The 17,476-nt window shown below is 67.9% G+C and carries 13 protein-coding genes; 6 read left to right on the top strand and 7 right to left on the bottom strand.

The features are described 5' to 3' along the window. Window positions 1-129 precede the first annotated feature (129 nt). Complete coding sequence (locus tag G9E11_RS14085; RefSeq protein WP_194718165.1) at window positions 130-1,332, bottom strand: resuscitation-promoting factor; 1,203 nt, start codon at window positions 1,330-1,332, stop codon at window positions 130-132. 269 nt (window positions 1,333-1,601) lie between these two features. Next, window positions 1,602-2,489 (bottom strand): TatD family hydrolase, encoded by an 888-nt coding sequence (locus tag G9E11_RS14080; protein ID WP_190606702.1) that lies wholly within the window; start codon window positions 2,487-2,489, stop codon window positions 1,602-1,604. 212 nt (window positions 2,490-2,701) lie between these two features. On the opposite strand from G9E11_RS14080, the gene G9E11_RS14075 reads away from it, so the two are divergent. From G9E11_RS14075 to G9E11_RS14065, 3 genes are read left to right on the top strand one after another with little or no spacing between them, the layout of a single operon-like run. Then, entirely contained in the window at window positions 2,702-3,811 is a 1,110-nt protein-coding gene (locus G9E11_RS14075; protein WP_190606700.1) for an AAA family ATPase, read from the top strand. 14 nt (window positions 3,812-3,825) lie between these two features. Continuing rightward, window positions 3,826-5,250, top strand: coding sequence for a DUF58 domain-containing protein (locus G9E11_RS14070; protein ID WP_190606698.1), 1,425 nt, complete (start codon window positions 3,826-3,828; stop codon window positions 5,248-5,250). Continuing rightward, the gene (locus tag G9E11_RS14065; RefSeq protein ID WP_190606696.1) at window positions 5,247-7,823 is read left to right on the top strand and encodes a transglutaminase TgpA family protein; all 2,577 of its coding nucleotides are present in this window, start codon (window positions 5,247-5,249) and stop codon (window positions 7,821-7,823) included. Before G9E11_RS14070 ends, G9E11_RS14065 begins: the two co-directional genes overlap by 4 nt. 275 nt (window positions 7,824-8,098) lie before the next feature. Here G9E11_RS14065 and G9E11_RS14060 read toward each other — a convergent pair whose 3' ends face one another. Continuing rightward, entirely contained in the window at window positions 8,099-8,257 is a 159-nt protein-coding gene (locus G9E11_RS14060) for a hypothetical protein (protein WP_190606694.1), read from the bottom strand. 14 nt (window positions 8,258-8,271) lie between these two features. Between G9E11_RS14060 and G9E11_RS14055 the strand changes: the two genes are divergently transcribed. Next, on the top strand, window positions 8,272-8,577 hold the full coding sequence (locus G9E11_RS14055) for a hypothetical protein (RefSeq protein WP_190606692.1): 306 nt from the start codon (window positions 8,272-8,274) through the stop codon (window positions 8,575-8,577). 114 nt (window positions 8,578-8,691) lie between these two features. Here the strand turns inward: G9E11_RS14055 and G9E11_RS14050 are convergent, their stop codons facing one another. Together G9E11_RS14050 and rsmI are read right to left on the bottom strand one after the other, a co-directional pair. Beyond that, window positions 8,692-10,191: an NAD-dependent succinate-semialdehyde dehydrogenase gene (locus G9E11_RS14050; protein WP_190606690.1), complete on the bottom strand. Its 1,500-nt coding sequence runs from the start codon at window positions 10,189-10,191 to the stop codon at window positions 8,692-8,694. 264 nt (window positions 10,192-10,455) lie between these two features. After that, window positions 10,456-11,277 carry a 16S rRNA (cytidine(1402)-2'-O)-methyltransferase gene (gene rsmI, locus G9E11_RS14045; protein ID WP_190607095.1) on the bottom strand — a complete coding sequence of 274 codons (822 nt, stop codon included), beginning with the start codon at window positions 11,275-11,277 and terminating at the stop codon, window positions 10,456-10,458. A gap of 194 nt (window positions 11,278-11,471) precedes the next feature. Between rsmI and G9E11_RS14040 the strand changes: the two genes are divergently transcribed. Beyond that, window positions 11,472-13,178 (top strand): dolichyl-phosphate-mannose--protein mannosyltransferase, encoded by a 1,707-nt coding sequence (locus G9E11_RS14040; RefSeq protein ID WP_190606687.1) that lies wholly within the window; start codon window positions 11,472-11,474, stop codon window positions 13,176-13,178. Window positions 13,179-13,233: 55 nt separating this feature from the next. Beyond that, on the top strand, window positions 13,234-15,063 hold the full coding sequence (locus G9E11_RS14035) for an AMP-dependent synthetase/ligase (protein ID WP_190606685.1): 1,830 nt from the start codon (window positions 13,234-13,236) through the stop codon (window positions 15,061-15,063). A 24-nt stretch (window positions 15,064-15,087) separates the two neighbouring features. Here the strand turns inward: G9E11_RS14035 and G9E11_RS14030 are convergent, their stop codons facing one another. Together G9E11_RS14030 and G9E11_RS14025 are read right to left on the bottom strand one after the other, a co-directional pair. Continuing rightward, window positions 15,088-16,323, bottom strand: coding sequence for a TIGR01906 family membrane protein (locus G9E11_RS14030; RefSeq protein WP_190606683.1), 1,236 nt, complete (start codon window positions 16,321-16,323; stop codon window positions 15,088-15,090). Window positions 16,324-16,478: 155 nt separating this feature from the next. Then, a complete protein-coding gene (locus G9E11_RS14025) occupies window positions 16,479-17,471 on the bottom strand; it encodes a stage II sporulation protein M (protein ID WP_190606681.1) in 993 nt (330 codons plus the stop codon). Window positions 17,472-17,476 lie beyond the last annotated feature (5 nt).

The raw sequence follows: 17,476 nt of genomic DNA, 5'->3' as shown, positions 1-17,476 counted from the left end.
TCATTGCTATGAGGGGACGGCGAAGGCCGGGCCCGGAGGTTCCGGACCCGGCCTTGGCGGGCGCCGCGGCTGTGGTCAGCTGCCGCGGCGGCGAGGGTTTACCTGCGCCAGTGGCTGTTGCCGCCGGCGCTAGCTGCTGGCTGCCCAGCCGCAGCCCCACGGCTGAAGGCCGCGTTCGGCATAGACATGGTTGGCGATGTCAATCTGCTCTGCCTTTGTAGCCTGGCTGGCGTTCGGGGCGTAGGCGCCTCCGCCGGAGCCGATCCAGGTCTGGACGTCGAACTGCAGGCCGCCGTAGTAGCCGTTGCCGCTGTTGGTGGACCAGTTGCCGCCCGATTCACACTGGGCGATCTTGTCCCACATGGCCACGTTCATCATGGCCGGGGCCGCTGCCCCGGTGTTCCCGCTTTCGGCCTCGGTCTCGGCCTCGGCGGCGGCGGGAGCGGGCTTGGGCTCTTCCTTGGTGCCGACCGTGATCTTTTCGGTCACCGGCTCGCGGGTGGTGGTCTTGGAAACCAGCGTCCTGGAAGCCTCACGGCCGTCGACCAGGACGAGCTTATAGGTGAGGGTGGTCTCACCCGGCACACCGGCCTGGGTGACCTTCTCCTTACCCTTGGGGAGGGTGTCGCTGTCCGCGGTGAGCGTCTGGAACGCGACCTTTTCGGTGACGGTGGTGGTCTTGCCAACAACGCGGGACACCTTGATCACCATGTTGTTGACCACCGGGGCGTGTGCCGGCTGAGACGTCCGGTCCGCGGCGGCGAGCCGGATTCCGGCATCCTTGAGGACCTCACCGACGCTGGCGGCTGTGGTGGTGGTTTTCTTGGCCTTGCCGTCGGCGATGATGCTGACGGTCTTCGGCGTCGAGATGGCCACGAACGAACCGTCCACGGCCAGCTGCGCGTTCTTCGGCACGGAGAGCTCCGAGGCGCTGGCAACACCGAGCTGGGTCACAAGTCCCGCCACGTCCTGAGCCGTGGTGCTCACGGTCTTCTCTGCACCGTCCAGGCTGACCTTCACGGCCTTCGCCATGTTCACGTTGATGACGGAGCCGTTCGCAACACGGGAGTCCAACGCCGGAGACACGCGGTCGGCCGGGTGCAGCTCCACATTCGCGCTCTTCACCACCTGCTCGACGGTGCCGCCGAATGTCTGGACGGAGCTGACCTTCCCGTCGACGTTCAGGGTGACTGTCTTATTGCTGCCCACAAAGGCAACGAGCCCCAGCACGAGGGCCGAGAGCACCACCAGTTGCGTGCCGACCTTGATGAAACTGAACTTGCCGTCTGACGTGAAGAAGTTGACCACGATTGCCCGTAACTTTTGAGCCATCCGGGCACGGGGAAAAACGCACAGGGGGACCTGCGGCCGTCACCGGGATGGTGGGCTCCGGACAGGCCGGAGCACGCCGCAGGCATGTGCGTCGCCACACTCACATGGCAGGGCATCCGGAGACGCCCTGCCTGTCACGAAAGTGAGTTGCATCATCCGGAGGCCTTCCCCGACCCCGGCTAATAGTTTTTCACTGTAACCGAAGCGTTATAAACCTCCAAAATACATGCCTACCAGGTATGTATTTTACGGATCTGTAGCGCCATGAATCAGTCCCAGGATCCGTACGCCCGCACAGTGTTTGCGCTCACCTGGCCGCACAGCTCGGCCAGGTCCGTTTCTGTCAATTCCGCCATCGCCCGCACCGTGTACGGCACCATGTAACTCGCGTTGGGACGGCCGCGGTGCGGGTGCGGGGTGAGGAACGGCGAGTCGGTTTCAACCAGCACCAGCTCGGGGTCCGCCACGGCGAGCGCTTCACGGAGGTTGGTGGCGTTCTTGAAGGTCAGTGTCCCTGCGAAGGACATGAACCACCCTTCGTCGTTGCAGATCCGGGCGAGCTCCCCGTCCCCGGAAAAGCAGTGGAAAACCACCCTCTCCGGTGTGCCTTCCTCACGCAGGACCTGGACCACGTCCTGGTGCGCGTCGCGGTCATGGATCTGCAGGGTCCGGTCCAGCCGCTTCGCGATGTCGATGTGCCGGCGGAAGGAGTAACGCTGATGCGCCAGCCCCTCCCCTTCCGTGCGGAAGAAATCCAGGCCGGTTTCGCCAATGGCGCGTACCCGGGGGTGGGCCGCGAGCTCCTCAATCTCCGCCAGGGCGTCCTCAAGTTCACCGCGGACCGCATACCCCGGCGCGTCATTCGGGTGGAGGGCCACGGCCCCCAAAAGGCGCGGATCCAGGTCGACGGCCCGCACGGTGAACCTCGAGGATTCGAGGTCGCAGCCCACCTGCACGGCGCCACAGACACCTACCGCTTCGGCTGCATCGAGGGCAGCCGCGATGTCCACCCGGACATCGCCTGTCGGGAAGTCCAGGTGGGTGTGGTTGTCCATCACGGGAACAGGCAACGGTTCGGGTGCCGGCGGGAACCCGCGCTTGCCGGAACCGTCGCTGCCGGGCGCCTGGTAGGGCCGGGGAGTCAGGGAATGCCGCATTCCTCCAGCCTATCCGCCGCCGAGTTGTGCCTGTTCCCGCGTAGCCCCACCCCGGAACTACGCTTGGCATTCCCGGGAGATTTACGGGGAACTCTCTGTTAGCCACGGCAGTTGTGTTAGTACGCTGGTATTGACGGATGTGAGCGCCCAACGCGGGCAACGGCAGGCCTCCGCCGCTTCGTTCCGCTTCACTCAGGGCTGAAAGGTTGCCGATGGAACCGCACCGACGCATCACAATCGACGAAGCGCTTCCGGGCGGACAGGGCTTCACGGGAAGTACTGCGCGCGGCGTCAATTCCTACAACGGCCACAAGTCTGTCCCCTTGGAAGCTCCCGCTTTCCGCGCAGCGAGCGAACGCATCCTCTCGGCCATCAATACGGTCATCGACGGCAAGGCCGAGGCCGCAAAGCTGGCGCTGACGGTCCTGCTCGCACAGGGCCACCTGCTCCTGGAGGATGTCCCGGGGGTGGGCAAGACGCTGCTGGCCAAGACCCTGGCCCGCACCATCGACTGTTCCGTCAGCCGGATCCAGTTCACCCCCGACCTTCTCCCCTCGGATGTCACCGGCGTCTCCATCTACAACCAGTCCTCGCGCCAGTTCGAGTTCCGCCCGGGTGCCGTGTTCGCGAACATCGTCATCGGCGACGAGATCAACCGGGCCTCCGCCAAGACGCAGTCTGCCCTGCTCGAATGCATGGAGGAGCACCAGGTCACGGTGGACGGACACTCCTACAAGCTCGGCGAGCCGTTCATGGTGGTGGCCACCCAGAACCCCATCGAGATGGAGGGGACGTATCCGCTCCCCGAGGCCCAGCGGGACCGGTTCATGGCCCGGATCTCCATGGGATACCCGGACAAGGACTCCGAGATCGAAATGCTCGAGACCCACCAGGCCACGTCGCCGCTTGCCCGGGTCAAGGCGGTGGTCACGGCAGCGGATGTGGCTGCCATGATCGCCACCGTCCAACAGGTGTTCGTCTCCGAAGCCGTCAAGGAGTACACCGTGGCCGTCGGCAGGGCCACAAGGGACAGCGCCATGCTGCGCCTGGGCGCAAGCCCGCGCTCCCTGCTGCAGCTGCTCCGGGCCGCGAAGGCGACGGCGGCGCTGGACGGCCGGGATTTCGTCCTGCCGGATGACGTCGTGGCCGTAGCCGAGGCGGTGCTGGCCCACCGGATCATCCTGGACCGCAAGGCCGCAAGCTCGGGCGAGTCCCCGCAGGGCGTCATCCGCGGCGTCCTTGCCCGGATCCCCGTGAGCCGGGAGATGACGGAAAAGGCAAACTCCGGGCGGACCGCGCCCGAACTCCGCCCCAGCCGCTAGTCAGGACCATCACCGTGGCACTACTGGACAGCCTCCCCCGACATCTCTTCAGCTCCCGGGGCTGGGGACTCCTGGCGGCCGGCGTCGTCTCGCTGCTCTGTGCCCAGGTCATGGGCCGCCGCGACCTTCTGGCCCTCGGCGTCCTCCTGCTTGTCCTGCCGCTCGTTTCACTGGCCGGCATCAGGGTGGTCAAACCGCGCTTCCGGGTCTACCGGGAGTTCAGCCCTTCCACGGTGGAGACAGACTCCGTCACCACGGTCCGGCTTGCCGTCGCCCGGACCGGGCTGGGCACAGGCCGGGTGATCATGGAGGAGCGGCTGCCACCGCGGTTCGGTGAATCCCCGGCGTTCCGCTTCCCTGCCAGGTCCGCCTCGGGCGGCACCAGCCGCTACGAGTACCACCTGCGGTCCGGAAAGCGGGGACAGTTCACCATCGGCCCCGTCACCGCCGAGTTTACGGATCCGTTCGGGCTCTCACTGCACCGGCATTCGATCGACGACGGCGACACCCTCACCGTGACGCCGGCGGCCGTCGAGCTCCCGTCCAGCGGCCTTGCCGGCGCGCGCGGCAACGACGGCATCACGGCCACCCGGACAAGGGCCAATCCCAGCGATGACGACGTCATGACGCGCGAGTACCGGCACGGCGATCCGATGCGCCGGGTGCACTGGCCGGCCACCGCCCGGCACGGGGCCCTGATGGTCAGGCAGGAGGAATCGGTCACCACCCCCGAGGCCACGGTCATCCTGGACCACCGGTTCGTGGCCCATTCCTCGGGCTACGGCTCGGTGTTCGGCAGCCCGGCCGACGACGGAAGCGACCTCGTCACCAGCGACACCTTTGAGTGGGCCGTTACGGCGGCCATGTCCGTGGGCGCCCACCTGGCCGAACTCAATTACTCCCTGCGGTTCCTGGACGCGGCGGGTGAGCCTGCCTTCCGGCGTTCGTCGTCGGCCCCCGAGCCTGACAACGACCTGTATAGCGGCGCCGCCGGCATGCAGTCCATTGCCGAAAGCCTGGCCGCCATCCAGCTAACCGGACCGCACCACGCGCGCAGGGAACACGACACAGGGCGCCGCGAGCATGCGGGCAGCGCCGATCCTGCCCAGTCCGTCTTTGACGACCGGCTCATGGACAAGCTCGCGGCCCACCGGATGCGCGGCCCGGTCCTGGCGCTGCTCGGGAAGATTGCGCTCGCGGAGGCCCGGGCCCTCGCCCCCGCAGCCGGCTACGCCGCCAACGCGTTTGCGGTGCTGATCACGGACAAACCCGCGGAGTGCCACGAATTGCTCGAGGCCCTGCGTTTGGGCGGCTGGCGCGCTGTTGCCGTCGAGGCGTCCACGTCGCTGCCGGCCGCCTGGACCTATTTCGACGAGGGCGACGCCGCCATGTGGACGGCTGCAGCGGACGTCCGCCGCGGCGCGGAGGTGGGGCGATGACACTGACATCACAACCGCAGGCGGGAACCGGAGTACAGCCGCAGCCCGTTCCGGGCTCCCCCGGCAGCGGAAGGTTCGGGGCCGGCGCTTTTCCTTGGGTCATGGCCGGCGCAGTGGCGGTGTCCGTATGCGGCGCGTCACTGTCCCTCAACGGGGTCCTGAGGGGCTGGGCATGGTTCCTGCCCGTCCTGACCACAGTGGTGGTGGTCTCGCTGACCATGGCCCTGCTCCGCACGTTCCGCGCCCAGCCCTTGCTGGTTGCCACAGGAGGCCTTGCATCCCTGGCCCTCATCCTGACGTTCACCTTCTTCCGGCGCGACAGCATTGCTGGTTTCCTGCCGTCACAGGCAACCTTCGATGCGCTGGGCAGGCACCTTCGCCGGGCGAGCGAAACGGTGCTGGCCGAGAGTTCGCCGGTAGCACCCAATGCCGGCATCGTCCTGGTGGCATGCGCCGCGCTCGGACTCGTTGTCATCCTCGTGGATGCGCTGGCCCTCCCTTTGGGCATGCCGGCTACGAGCGGACTTGGCCTGCTGGCGGTGCTGGTTGTTCCGGCCATGATCAAACCGCAGAGCGTCGGATGGCTGGGATTCGTGACGACGGCGGCCGGCTACCTGGTGATCCTCGCGTGCAGCCAGTGGTTTGCCCCCGATGCCCGGACGCAGGCGGACACGGCCCGCAACCCGGGCCAGGTCAGGCGCGCCGCCCTGACCGGAAGCGTGGCGCTGGTGGTCACGCTGCTGCTGCAGCTTGTGGTTCCCGGCTTCGACCAGGGCACGTTCCCCCAAGGCTCCCGGCTGAACCCCTGGGGTACGGCCACCGGACTGAACCCCATGATCAGCCTCGGCAACAGCCTGCGCACCCCGACGGGCGAGGGCAGGATCACCTACGCCACCAACTCCACGACGCCGCTTTACCTGCGCTCCGTCACGGTGGACCGTTTCGACGGCGAGTCCTGGTCCCCCGACGACCGCAACGCGAACCGCCGGGCAGGCACCGGACGGATGGACGCGGGACACGAGATCCAGGCACCCGAACAGACCCGGCAGGTGACGGTGGTCAACACCGGCGATTTCACCAGCCCTTACCTTCCCGTCCCGTACGCCCCCGAATCCGTGAACGGGCTCACGGGGCGGTGGAGCTGGGATCCTGCCACCCTGAGCATCAAAGGCACCGACACCAACTCCCGGGACCAGCAGTATCTGGTGCAGTCCACGGTGCCAAAGCTGACTACGGAGCTGCTGGATGCGTCCTCCGCTCCCGTCCAGGGCGTGCCGGAGGAGTTCATCCGCCCGCCGTCGAATGTTCCGGACATCGTCCGGACCACCGCCGAGTCCGTTACCGCGGACAGCCGGACCGCCTATGCCAAGGCGATGGCGATCCAGAGATTCCTGCGCGGCCCGGGCTTCACCTATTCCCTGGAGTCGCCCGTCCAGAACGGGTATGACGGCAACGGGCTGTCGGTCCTGGCGGATTTCCTGACCCAGAAGAGCGGCTACTGCATCCACTTCGCCTCCGCCATGGCGGTAATGGCCCGGCTTGAAGGCATCCCGAGCAGGATCGCCGTCGGCTACGCGCCGGGCAGGCAGACCGGCGCCACCGTGTCCGTCGCCGGCCAGGGAGCACTCCCGGAGTACGAAGTCGACGCCCGCGACGCCCATGCCTGGCCCGAGCTGTACTTCCAGGGCCTCGGCTGGGTTCCGTTTGAGCCCACTCCCTCACGGGGCGTGGTGCCGGCCTACGCGCAGGACTCCTCGGCATCCGGCGGAACCAGCACCAACGAACAAAACAATGACGGCCTGGTGCCGAGCAACGGCGCCACAGCACCGTCGTCGGCGCCGGCACCTGCCCCCCTCCCCCTTCCGGGGAGCGGAACCGCCGGTGCCGGGAACCAGCTGGCGCCCGCTCTCTACACCTCCGCCGCGGTTCTGCTGCTGGTCCTCCTGGCCGCCTCACCCCACCTGGTGCGCAGAGGCATCCGGGCACGGCGCCTGAGGGGAACGGGTACCGGCAGGAACGGGCTGGCCGAGCCGCCGCTCGTCTGGTCGGAACTCCAGGACCTGGCCACTGACTACGGCGTCCGTCCTGAGCCCAGCGAGACTCCGAGGACATTCTCGGCCAGGCTGCGCGGCTCCCTGGCCATGCGGCTGGCGGCCGAATCAGACCCCGGCGCCGTACCAGACACCGGCGGCGGACAAGACACCGGCAACGGACCCGGGCACAACACCGGGACATTTCATGCCCAGGCTGTCCACGCCGTTACGGTCCTGACGAAGGCCTACGAACGGCATCAGTACGGCCGGCCCGCGGGCCAGGACGCCACGCGCCACGGGCTTCCGGAGGAAGCCGCCGTCGAACACATCGGCAAAGTGCGGCAGGCGCTGCGCCGTAATGCCGGCATAGTCGGCCGGCTCCACGCCGACTGGCTGCCGCCGTCGGTCCTCTCGCGCTGGGGATCCGTGGCCCGGTGGCCTTTCAGTGTCCTCGGCCGGGCGGCGTCCCGGGTGGGACACGCCGCCTCGGCGCTGTGGCGCAGGACGCGCAGCGGCCTCCGCCGCCTGCGCGGAGGCTAGCCGCCCGCTGAAAGGCTCAACGCCTGCGGGAACGCCAGTGGCGTACGGGCCGCACCCGCAGACGCACCGCCTGCCCGGCCGTTCCCCGCGAACGCGCCGGCCGCCGGCCGTTCCCCGCTCTTCTATGCAAGCTTCGCCCTCCAGGGCACCCAGGCCGGACAGATCATCGCCGCCGCCGTCTTCCTTCCGCTCTCGGCCGTGCTGTCCGCAGAAGACTTCCACGCCTGGGGCTGGCGCATCCCGTTCCTCCTCAGCACGCTGGTGGTGTTCGCCGGCTACATCATCCGCCGCCGGGTCGAGGAGACGCCCGTCTTTGTGGAGGAGAAGGCGCACCGCGACGTTCCCAAAATGCCGGTGGTCCAGGTGCTGCGGGAAAGCGGGCTGAACGTCGTGTGGGCGGTCTGCGTGACGCTGGCCAACGTTGTGGGCGTCACCGTGGCGGTCTTCGGTGCGGCCTACGCCACAGCCGGGTTACGGCATCGGCATGGGCATGGGCACCACGGTCTACCTCTGGAATATCGGACTCCTGATCACATCCTTCCTGCCGAGCCTCTTCGCGGTGGTCGCTCCCCCGGGTTCGGCCAACGTTCCGCTCGCTGTCGGGTCCATCTGCTTCGGCATCACGGTCATCGGAGCCCTTGCGGCCTGGTCCGCCAAGGAGACGCACCGGATTCCGCTCAACGAGCTGGGATCACCCGACGCCACCCCGGTCTCCCGCGAGGAGTACGCGAGCGTCCGGGCCGCAGCCCGCTAAGATCTTCGGCAACTACGCGTCGCAAAAAAACGCACTGGCCCGCAGGATTCCTGCGGGCCAGTGCGTTGTGTCGTTGCGCTCGGTTCATCCGGTGTGGGTCCGGCGCCTGGCTTGTTAGCTGGCGTAGGGGTCGGCGATGCCGATGTACTGGGTGTAGAGGTATTCCTCGATGCCCTCGAGGCCGCCCTCACGGCCCAGGCCGGACTGCTTGACGCCGCCGAAGGGTGCCGCGGCGTTGGAGACGACGCCGGCGTTCAGGCCCAGCATGCCGGTCTCGAGCCGCTCGCCCATCCGAATGCCGCGGTTGAGGTCCTTCGTGAAGACGTAGGCCACCAGCCCGTATTCGGTGTTGTTGGCCAGGCGCACGGCCTCGTCCTCGGAGGAGAACGTGATGATCGGGGCGACCGGGCCAAAGATCTCCTCGGACAGGATCCGGGTTCCCTCGGTGACGCCCTTGAGGATGGTGGGCTGGTAGAAGTAGCCCGGCCCGTCCACGGGGGCGCCCCCCACCACGGTCGTGGCACCGGCGGAGACGGCGTCGGTGACCAGTTCGTGGACCTTGTCCCGGCTCTTCGCGTCGATCAGCGGGCCCACCTTGGACTCGGGCTCGGTGCCGCGGGCGGTGGTCATGTCCTTCATCTTCGCGGCAAATTTCTCCGCGAATTCGTCGGCGACAGATTCGTGCACGATGAAGCGGTTCGCGGCAGTGCAGGCCTCGCCCATGTTCCGCAGCTTCGCCAGCATGGCACCGGCGACGGCGGCATCGACGTCGGCGTCCTCGAACACCACGAACGGGGCGTTGCCGCCCAGCTCCATCGAGGTCCGCAGGACCGTCTCCGAAGCGTCCGACAGCAGGCGGCGGCCCACCTCGGTGGAACCGGTGAAGGAGAGCTTCCGCAGCCGGGAGTCCTTGATCAGCGGACCAGTGGTGGCTCCGGCCGTGGAAGTGGGGATGACGTTCAGGACGCCGGCGGGCAGGCCGGCCTCCTGCATGACGGCGGCGAACAGCTGTGAGGTCAGCGGAGTGAGGTTTGCGGACTTCAGCACCATCGTGCAGCCGGCGGCGACGGCGGGGGCGATCTTGCGGGTGGCCATGGCCAGCGGGAAGTTCCACGGCGTGATCAGCAGGCAGGGGCCCACCGGCTTCTTGGTCACCAGCAGGCGGGACTTGCCGTCGGGGGAGACGGAGTAGCGGCCGAAGGCGCGGACGGCTTCCTCGGAGAACCAGCGGAGGAACTCGGCGCCGTAGGTGACTTCGCCGCGGGCTTCGGCCAGCGGCTTGCCCATTTCCAGGGTCATCAGTAGGGCGAAGTCCTCGGCCCGTTCGGTGACCAGGTCAAAGGCGCGGCGCAGGATCTCTCCGCGCTCCCGCGCCGGGACTTTCGCCCAGGAGTCCTGGGCGGCGGCGGCCGCGTCCAGGGCCGCGGCACCATCTTCGGGGCCGGCGTCGGCGATGCTCAGCAGCACCTTCCCTGTGGCGGGATCCTCGACGTCGAAGGTCTTGCCCGACGCCGCGGGCCGCCACTCGCCGTTGATGAGCAGGCCGGTGGGAACAGACGCGAGCAATTCGCTTTCGCGTTCTGCGGTGGCAGTGGACTGTGTGGTAACAGACACGGTGACTCCCTCGTCAGCAATCGGATTGCCGGTTATGTGCAGCTCCTGCACACGGCTTGGCGCCGCCTGCCGCCCGCTGCATGCTTGGCTGGATTAAAGCCACGGTACTGCTGGCGTCTCCGCAGTGTCTACGCATCGGCGCACTGCCCGTAACGCCATTTGTTGTGCAGCTGCACAGCTGCTCGGACGGAGCTGCCGGGCGGGCGGGAGCGCGTGCAACCGGCTTATAAGCGCCGCTCCGGCGGGCTCACCAGAGCGGGGATGTCACCGCGCCGCGAGGACGGCGGAGTACAGTTCCCGCTTGCTCACGCGGGTTTCTTCGGCGACCGCTGCGACGGCTTCCTTGAGCCGGACACCCTTGGCCACGAGTTCATTGACGGCGGCGACGCCGTCCTCCGGCGAGCCGGGCGAACGCTCCGGCGCACCTGCCACCACCACGGCGATCTCGCCGCGCACCTCGTTGGCCTCCGCCCACTGCAGCATCTCCCGGAGCGAGCCGCGGAGGACCTCCTCGTAGGTCTTGGTGAGTTCGCGGCACACCGCCGCGCGCCGGTCCGGGCCGAAGCGCTCGTGCAGCGCCCGCAGCATGGCCTCAAGCCGGTGCGGCGCCTCGAAGAAAACCATGGTGCGGCGTTCGGCGTCGAGATCCGCCAGCCGGGCGGAGCGTTCGCCGGCCTTCCTCGGCAGGAAACCTTCGAAACAGAACCTGTCGGTGGGCAGGCCTGACAGGGCCAGGGCGGTGAGGACGGCCGATGGCCCGGGGATGGCCGTGACGGTGAGGCCGGCGGCCACCGCGCCTTCGACCAGCCGGAAGCCGGGGTCGGAGACTGCGGGCATGCCGGCGTCGGTGACCATAATGAGGGTTTTTCCGGCGCGGACCTGCTCCAGGAGTTCCGCGGTCTTCGTCGCCTCGTTGTGCTCGTGGTAGCTGATGATCCGCCCGCTCACGGCAACGTCCAGGCTCTGCACCAGGCGGTGCAGCCGCCGGGTGTCCTCGGCAGCCACGATGTCCGCCGTCGCCAGCAGTTCCACGAGCCGGGCGGAAGCGTCGCCCACGTTGCCGATGGGTGTTGCCGCCAGGACGATCCGTCCCGGACCGCCGCTGCGGAGATCCGGCTCCCTTCTGCCCGCGGTCCCGGCATCCGGTTCCGAACTGCCGTCCGCCTCTGAATTGCTGGCGGGGTCGGAACTGCTGTCAGGGGCGGTGCTCGCTTCGTGGTCCACGGATCCAGCCTACTGCCGTCCGGCGTTCTTCAAGCCGCAAACGGTAGCATGGGCTCGTGACGCAGACCTCCGTGCGGCCTGACGGGGCCGAACCACCGATTACCCCGGCTTCCGCACCCGCCACCGAAGACCGTGGCCCGCTCGGGAAGCGCTGGATCAGCCGCCCCTCGGAGGCATTCACGGCAGACGCACTCACCCGGCGCCTGATTGGCGGCATCCGCACCTGGCGGGACTACCCGCCGTCGCTGCGGCTTTGGTTCTGGCTGGTTCCGGCCCTGACCGCCGCCGTGGGCGGCGTCCTGAGGTTCGTCCGGCTCGATAGCCCCCGCAGCCTCGTGTTTGACGAGACGTACTACGTCAAGGACGGCTACTCGCTGCTGGTGAGCGGCTACGAGCGGAGCTGGCCGGACAAGGCCAACGACGCGTTCGTGGCCGGCAACCCCAACGTGCTGCTGAACACGCCCGAATACGTGGTGCACCCGCCCGTGGGCAAGTGGATGATCGCGGCAGGCATGTGGCTCTTCGGGGCCGACAACCCCTTCGGCTGGCGGTTCGCTGCGGCGCTGACCGGCACCCTGTCCGTGGCCCTCCTTGCGCTGATAGCCCAGAAGCTTTACGGCTCCCTGGTTCTTGGCGGCGCAGCCGGGCTGCTGCTCGCCGTCGACGGGCACCACCTGGTCATGTCACGCACGTCGTTGCTGGACATCTTCCTGATGTTCTGGGTCCTGGCGGCGTTCGGTGCGCTGTTGCTGGACCGCGACGACGGCCGGCGGCGGCTGGCGGCACGGCTCGCCAGGCAGGCGGCAGCCTCCCCCACCGGCAGGCCATCCACGCTCCAGCTGCTGTCCGGCCCCTGGCTGGGCGTCCGCTGGTGGCGGATCGCGGCCGGCATCTGCCTGGGCCTGGCAGTAGGCACCAAGTGGTCGGCGCTGTTCTTCGTGGCCGGTTTCGGGCTCCTGACGGTGTTCTGGGACCTGAGCGCCCGACGGACCGCCGGCGTCCGCGGCTGGATCAGCGCCGGAATCATCAGGGACGGGCTCCTGGCCTTCGTCAGCATCGTGCCCGTAGCCGCCGTGACGTACGCCGCCAGCTGGACCGGATGGTTCAGGTCCACGGATGCCTACTACCGGCGGTGGGCGGAGACGAACCCCAGCGCGGAATGGGGCTGGCTGCCGGACTCCCTGCGGTCCCTGGCGCACTACCACCTCGAGGCCTACAAGTTCCACCAGGGGCTCAGCTCGGAGCACCCCTATGAGGCGAGCGCCTGGAGCTGGCTGGTGATGGGCAGGCCCACCTCGTTCTTCTACGAGTCCCCCAAGCAGGGCACCCCCGGCTGCGATTTCGCCAACTGCACTTCGGCCATCCTGTCCGTCGGCAACCCGCTGATCTGGTGGAGCGCCGCCATAGCACTCGTCATCCTGCTGTTCTGGTGGGCGGGCAGGCGCGACTGGCGGGCCGGTGCCGTGCTGGCCGCCGTCGGCTCCGGCTACCTGCCGTGGTTCATGTACCCGGAACGCACCATGTTCTTCTTCTACGCGGTGTCCTTCGAGCCGTTCCTGGTCCTGGCGCTCGTGTACTGCCTGGGCCTGGTACTGGGGAAAACCACCGATCCGCCGTGGCGACGGCGTTCGGGGCTGTACGGCGTCGCTCTTTTCCTTGTGGCCGCGGTCCTGATCTCCTCCTTCTTCTACCCCGTCTGGACCGCCGAAATGATCACGTACCAGGACTGGCGGCTCAGAATGTGGATGCCTTCCTGGATCTAAGGCACGATTGCTGGTAGAGCCCGGACGTGATCATTTGCGGAATGGAGACCCGTCTGTGAGGGAAGCAAGCACGGAACTGATGGTTGCACTGGAGGACAGCAGCAACGTCACCGACCTGCTCCTGGACTGCTACCGGCACAACCCTTCGCACGCTGCCTACGCCCGCCGTGACGCCAGCGGCTGGCAGAACATCACCGCCGGGCGCTTTCTTGACCAGGTCACAGCCCTGGCAAAAGGCCTCATTGCCGGCGGCCTGGCCCCCGGGGACACCGTCGCAGTCCTTTCTGCCACCCGCTACGAGTGGACGCTGGTGGATTTCGCCATCTGGTTTGCCGGCGGCGTGACCGTGCCCATCTACGAAACCTCCTCGGCGAGCCAGGTGGAGTGGATCCTGTCCGACTCCGGCGCGGGGCGGGTCTTCGTCGAAGACCGCCAGAAGGCGGCGCTGCTGGACCAGGTCCTGTCCGCCTCCAGCGTCCTGGCCGGGCGGCTGGTGCCCATAGTCCGGATGGATAACGACGGCGAAGCCCCCAACCTTGCCAGCCTCGCCGCCGCAGGGGCCGGGGTGACGGACGCCGAACTGGAGCGGCACCGGTCGGCGGCCGCACTGCGGGACGTGGCGTCCCTCGTCTATACCTCCGGCACCACCGGCAGGCCCAAGGGCTGCGGGATCACGCACGGTAACTTCGCCCTTGTCGCAAGGAACATCGTGGCCCTCCTCCCGGAACTGCTGCAGCGGGAGGATGCCAGGACACTGATGTTCCTGCCGTTGGCCCACGTGCTGGCCCGGGCCGTCCAGGTGGTGTGCCTCACCGCCGGAGTGACTCTCGGCCACGCCTCCGGAGCCGCCCAGCTGCTGGAGGACCTGGAAACCTTCAAACCGACCTTCCTGCTGGCTGTCCCCCGAGTCTTCGAGAAGGTCCACGCCGAAGCAGAGCAAAAGGCGAGGGATGCCGGGAAGTCACGGCTCTTCAGTGCCGCCGCAGGGGTGGCGGTCCGCTACTCGGAGGCACTGGATGCCGCCCGGCGCGGGAAGGGCAGCGGGCCGGGCGCCATGCTGCGGGCGCAGCACGCACTGTTCGACCGCCTCGTGTATGCGCGGCTGCGCCAGGTCTTCGGCGGGAACATGGAGTACGCCGTTTCCGGCGCGAGCCCGCTGAACGCCCGCGATACGCACTTCTTCAGGGGCGCGGGGATAGCCGTGCTTGAAGGCTACGGCCTGACGGAAACCACCGCACCGTGCACCCTGAATACTGCCGGCCTCACCCGGGTGGGCACGGTAGGAATCCCGGCGCCCGGCACCACCATCCGAATCGCCGAGGACGGTGAGGTTTTGGTCAGGGGCATCGGCGTGTTCAAGGGCTACCACGCCAACGAGGCGGCCAACGCCGAGGCCTTCACGGACGGTTTCTTCCGCACCGGGGACGTGGGCTCCCTGGACGCCGACGGGTTCCTCACCATCACGGGCCGCAAAAAGGACCTGCTGGTCACGGCCGCCGGCAAGAACGTGGCGCCGGGGCCGCTCGAGGAGAAGATCCGCGAACACCAGCTCGTGGGCCACGCCGTGGTTGTGGGTGACGGGAAGCCGTTCATTTCTGCCCTGGTCAGCTTCGACCCCGAGGGCCTCGAGCACTGGTGCACGGCGCGCGGCCGTCCGCTGCTCAGCCCCGCGGAAGCCTGCACGGACGCTGCGGTGCGCAGTGCCATCCAGGAAGCAGTGGACCAGGCCAACAGCCTCGTGTCCAAGGCCGAATCCATCCGTAAGTTCCGTGTCCTGGACGCAGCCTTCACTGTGGAGTCCGGGCACCTGACACCGTCCCTCAAACTCAAGAGGGCCGCCGTCGTCAAAGACTATGAAGCGGAAATCGAAGAGCTGTACGGCTGAGCGGTCGTCCCTGCCGAAAGGCCGCTACAGGTTCACGGGACGGACGTTGCCTGTGCGTGGAGCCTCATCGGTGCCGGCGTCGTCCTTCACGTCGCTGCCCTCTGCATCGCCGTCAACGTCCTTGCCCTTGCGGCCTTTCCTGGCCGGGGCCAGCCCGCGACGCCTGCGGGTGGGCCAGGTCAGGATCAGCGTCACCACCGCTGTGATGAGGACAAGCGCGGCGATGACCAGGCCCGCGTCGATCCAGAACTGCCCGGGGAAGAGCCGGATCAGCGTGTCCTCAAGCGCAAACGTCCAGGAGCCGGCGGCGAAGAAGATGCGGTGGAACTCGGTGAAGAACTGCTGCCAGCCGAGGGCGGCGAGGGTGCCCAGGCCAATGATGAGCACCAGCGTCACAATGGAGCCGGCGAACAGCCCCCGGCGCACTCCGCCGGGCGTGCGCCGCCGCAGGTAGATGATGGCGATGATGCTGATCAGGATCAGCAGCGCCCCGGCTCCGAACGCGGACAGGAAGACGAGCTTTACGTCGGCCATGTGGCTGACCTCGCCGTCCTTGAACAGCTTTTCGCCGCTGCGGTTAACCAGCTCGCCCAGGTAGCGCGGACCGGACCAGTTGCTCAGGTAGTCCACGGCGTAGGAGCCGTAGGTCATGCGGTCGTCCGCGTTGAAGCCGTAGCCGTCCCCGGGGAAACCGGGCCGGTGGTATTCCACCCAGAGGAATAGCGGGCTGGTCACGGCCCGCACGGCCAGGACCAGGAGGATAACGGGATAGAAAATGGCCAGCAAGACCTGGAGGAACCGCGGCAGGACCGGTTTGGCCCTGGCTGCCTGCTCTCGCTCGGCATTGCGGCGCTCCACTTCCTCCTGCGGAGGGCGTACCTGCAGTGCGGATGTGGGGAGCGGTTCGCTGTAGTGCGTGCCCATGGAGGAGGAACCGGCCGGAGACGGCTGGCGGAACTCCGTCTTCCGGTCTGTCGCAGCGTCCTGGCCTGCCGCAGCGTCCCCGCCCGCCTCCGTCCGGTTTGACCCGGCACCCTCGGCGGCGGCCGCCTCCGCCGCCTTGCGGTCGGCACGGCTTTCCGGCTGGGCCGCGGCAGGACCGGCGGCGCCCTCCTCCTCGGCGGCGCGTGCTGCAGGCGCGGGCTTCATCCAGTCAAACGCCGGCTCGTCGGTGTCCTCCGCGGGATCCAGCGCGGGGCTCGCCGCCGGATTTTGCCGCGGATCAAGGCGTCCGGACGGGGTCGGAGTATTGTCTTTCACTGCAGCTTCACTTCCGTAGGCGTCCACGCTCCGAGGCCACCGGGAATGCCGGGGCCGGGCAGCGCTTTGTATCTCCCCAAGAGCCTACCGTCAGCCGCTCTGGCACCGCGATGTGCCACCCCGCCACGGCAGGAATAATCAGCCGGCGGTAGTAATCAGGCTGCAAGTTCTGTGTAGCCGGCGTCCTGGCTGCCCAGGTCGCCGCGCGCCCCGGCGCGGTAGGCCCGTCCCCCGCAGACCAGCACATACCACCAGTATGCCGCCAGCACCGCCGCGCCGATACTGATCTTTGCCCACACCGGCAAAGTGCTGGGCGTAACGAAACCCTCCACAAGGCCTGAGACAAACAGCACCAGAACCAGGCCAAGCGCCACCGTGATCATGGACCGGCCCTCCGCTGCGACGGCGCGGGACCGGGTCCGGGTGCCCGGCGACACCATCGCCCAAAAGATTCTCAGCCCTGCCGCGCAGGCCACGAACACTGCCGTCAGTTCCATGAGCCCGTGCGGCAGGATGTAACTGAAGAACACGTCCGTTTTTCCCACCGCGGCGAACATCCCGGCGGCCATCCCCACCCCCTGGGCGTTGGCGAACAGGATCATGGGCACCCAGAAACCGGTGATGCCCAGGGCCACGGCTTGGGCGCTGATCCACGCGTTGTTGGTCCAGACGGCTCCGGCAAAGGACGCCGCCGGATTCTCCGAGTAGTAGTCAATAAAGTCCTGCTCCACGTACCGCTGGACCTCCCTTTCCGTGGCAACGGCACGCAGGGCCTCGGGCGAAGTGCCAATCCACAGAGCGAAGGCGCAGCCAACCAGGCAGAATGCGGCGCCACAGGCCACGGTCAGCCAGCGAATTCGGTACAGCGCGGCCGGGAGGGCCAGCACGAAGAACTGCGCCAGATCCTCCATGAAGTTCGACCGTGCCCCGGTGAAACGGGTGCGCGCCTGCGCCAAAGAGGCAGAGAGGGAGGCGGACAGGCCGCTTTCCGGCCCGGTGGAACGCAGCAGGGAAAGATGGGCGGAGGACACCTGGTACAGGCGCAGCAGTTCATCGGCGTCGGCACCGCTCAGGCGCCGCTGGTGCGCAAGGTGATGCAGCCGCGACCACGTGTCAGAGTTGACGGCGGAGAAGGCATCCATGTCCACGCTCC

It is taken from the genome of Arthrobacter ipis (assembly GCF_014694315.1).
GTDB classification, from domain to species: Bacteria; Actinomycetota; Actinomycetes; order Actinomycetales; family Micrococcaceae; genus Arthrobacter; species Arthrobacter ipis.
This window is presented reverse-complemented; position numbering and strand designations above follow the sequence as displayed.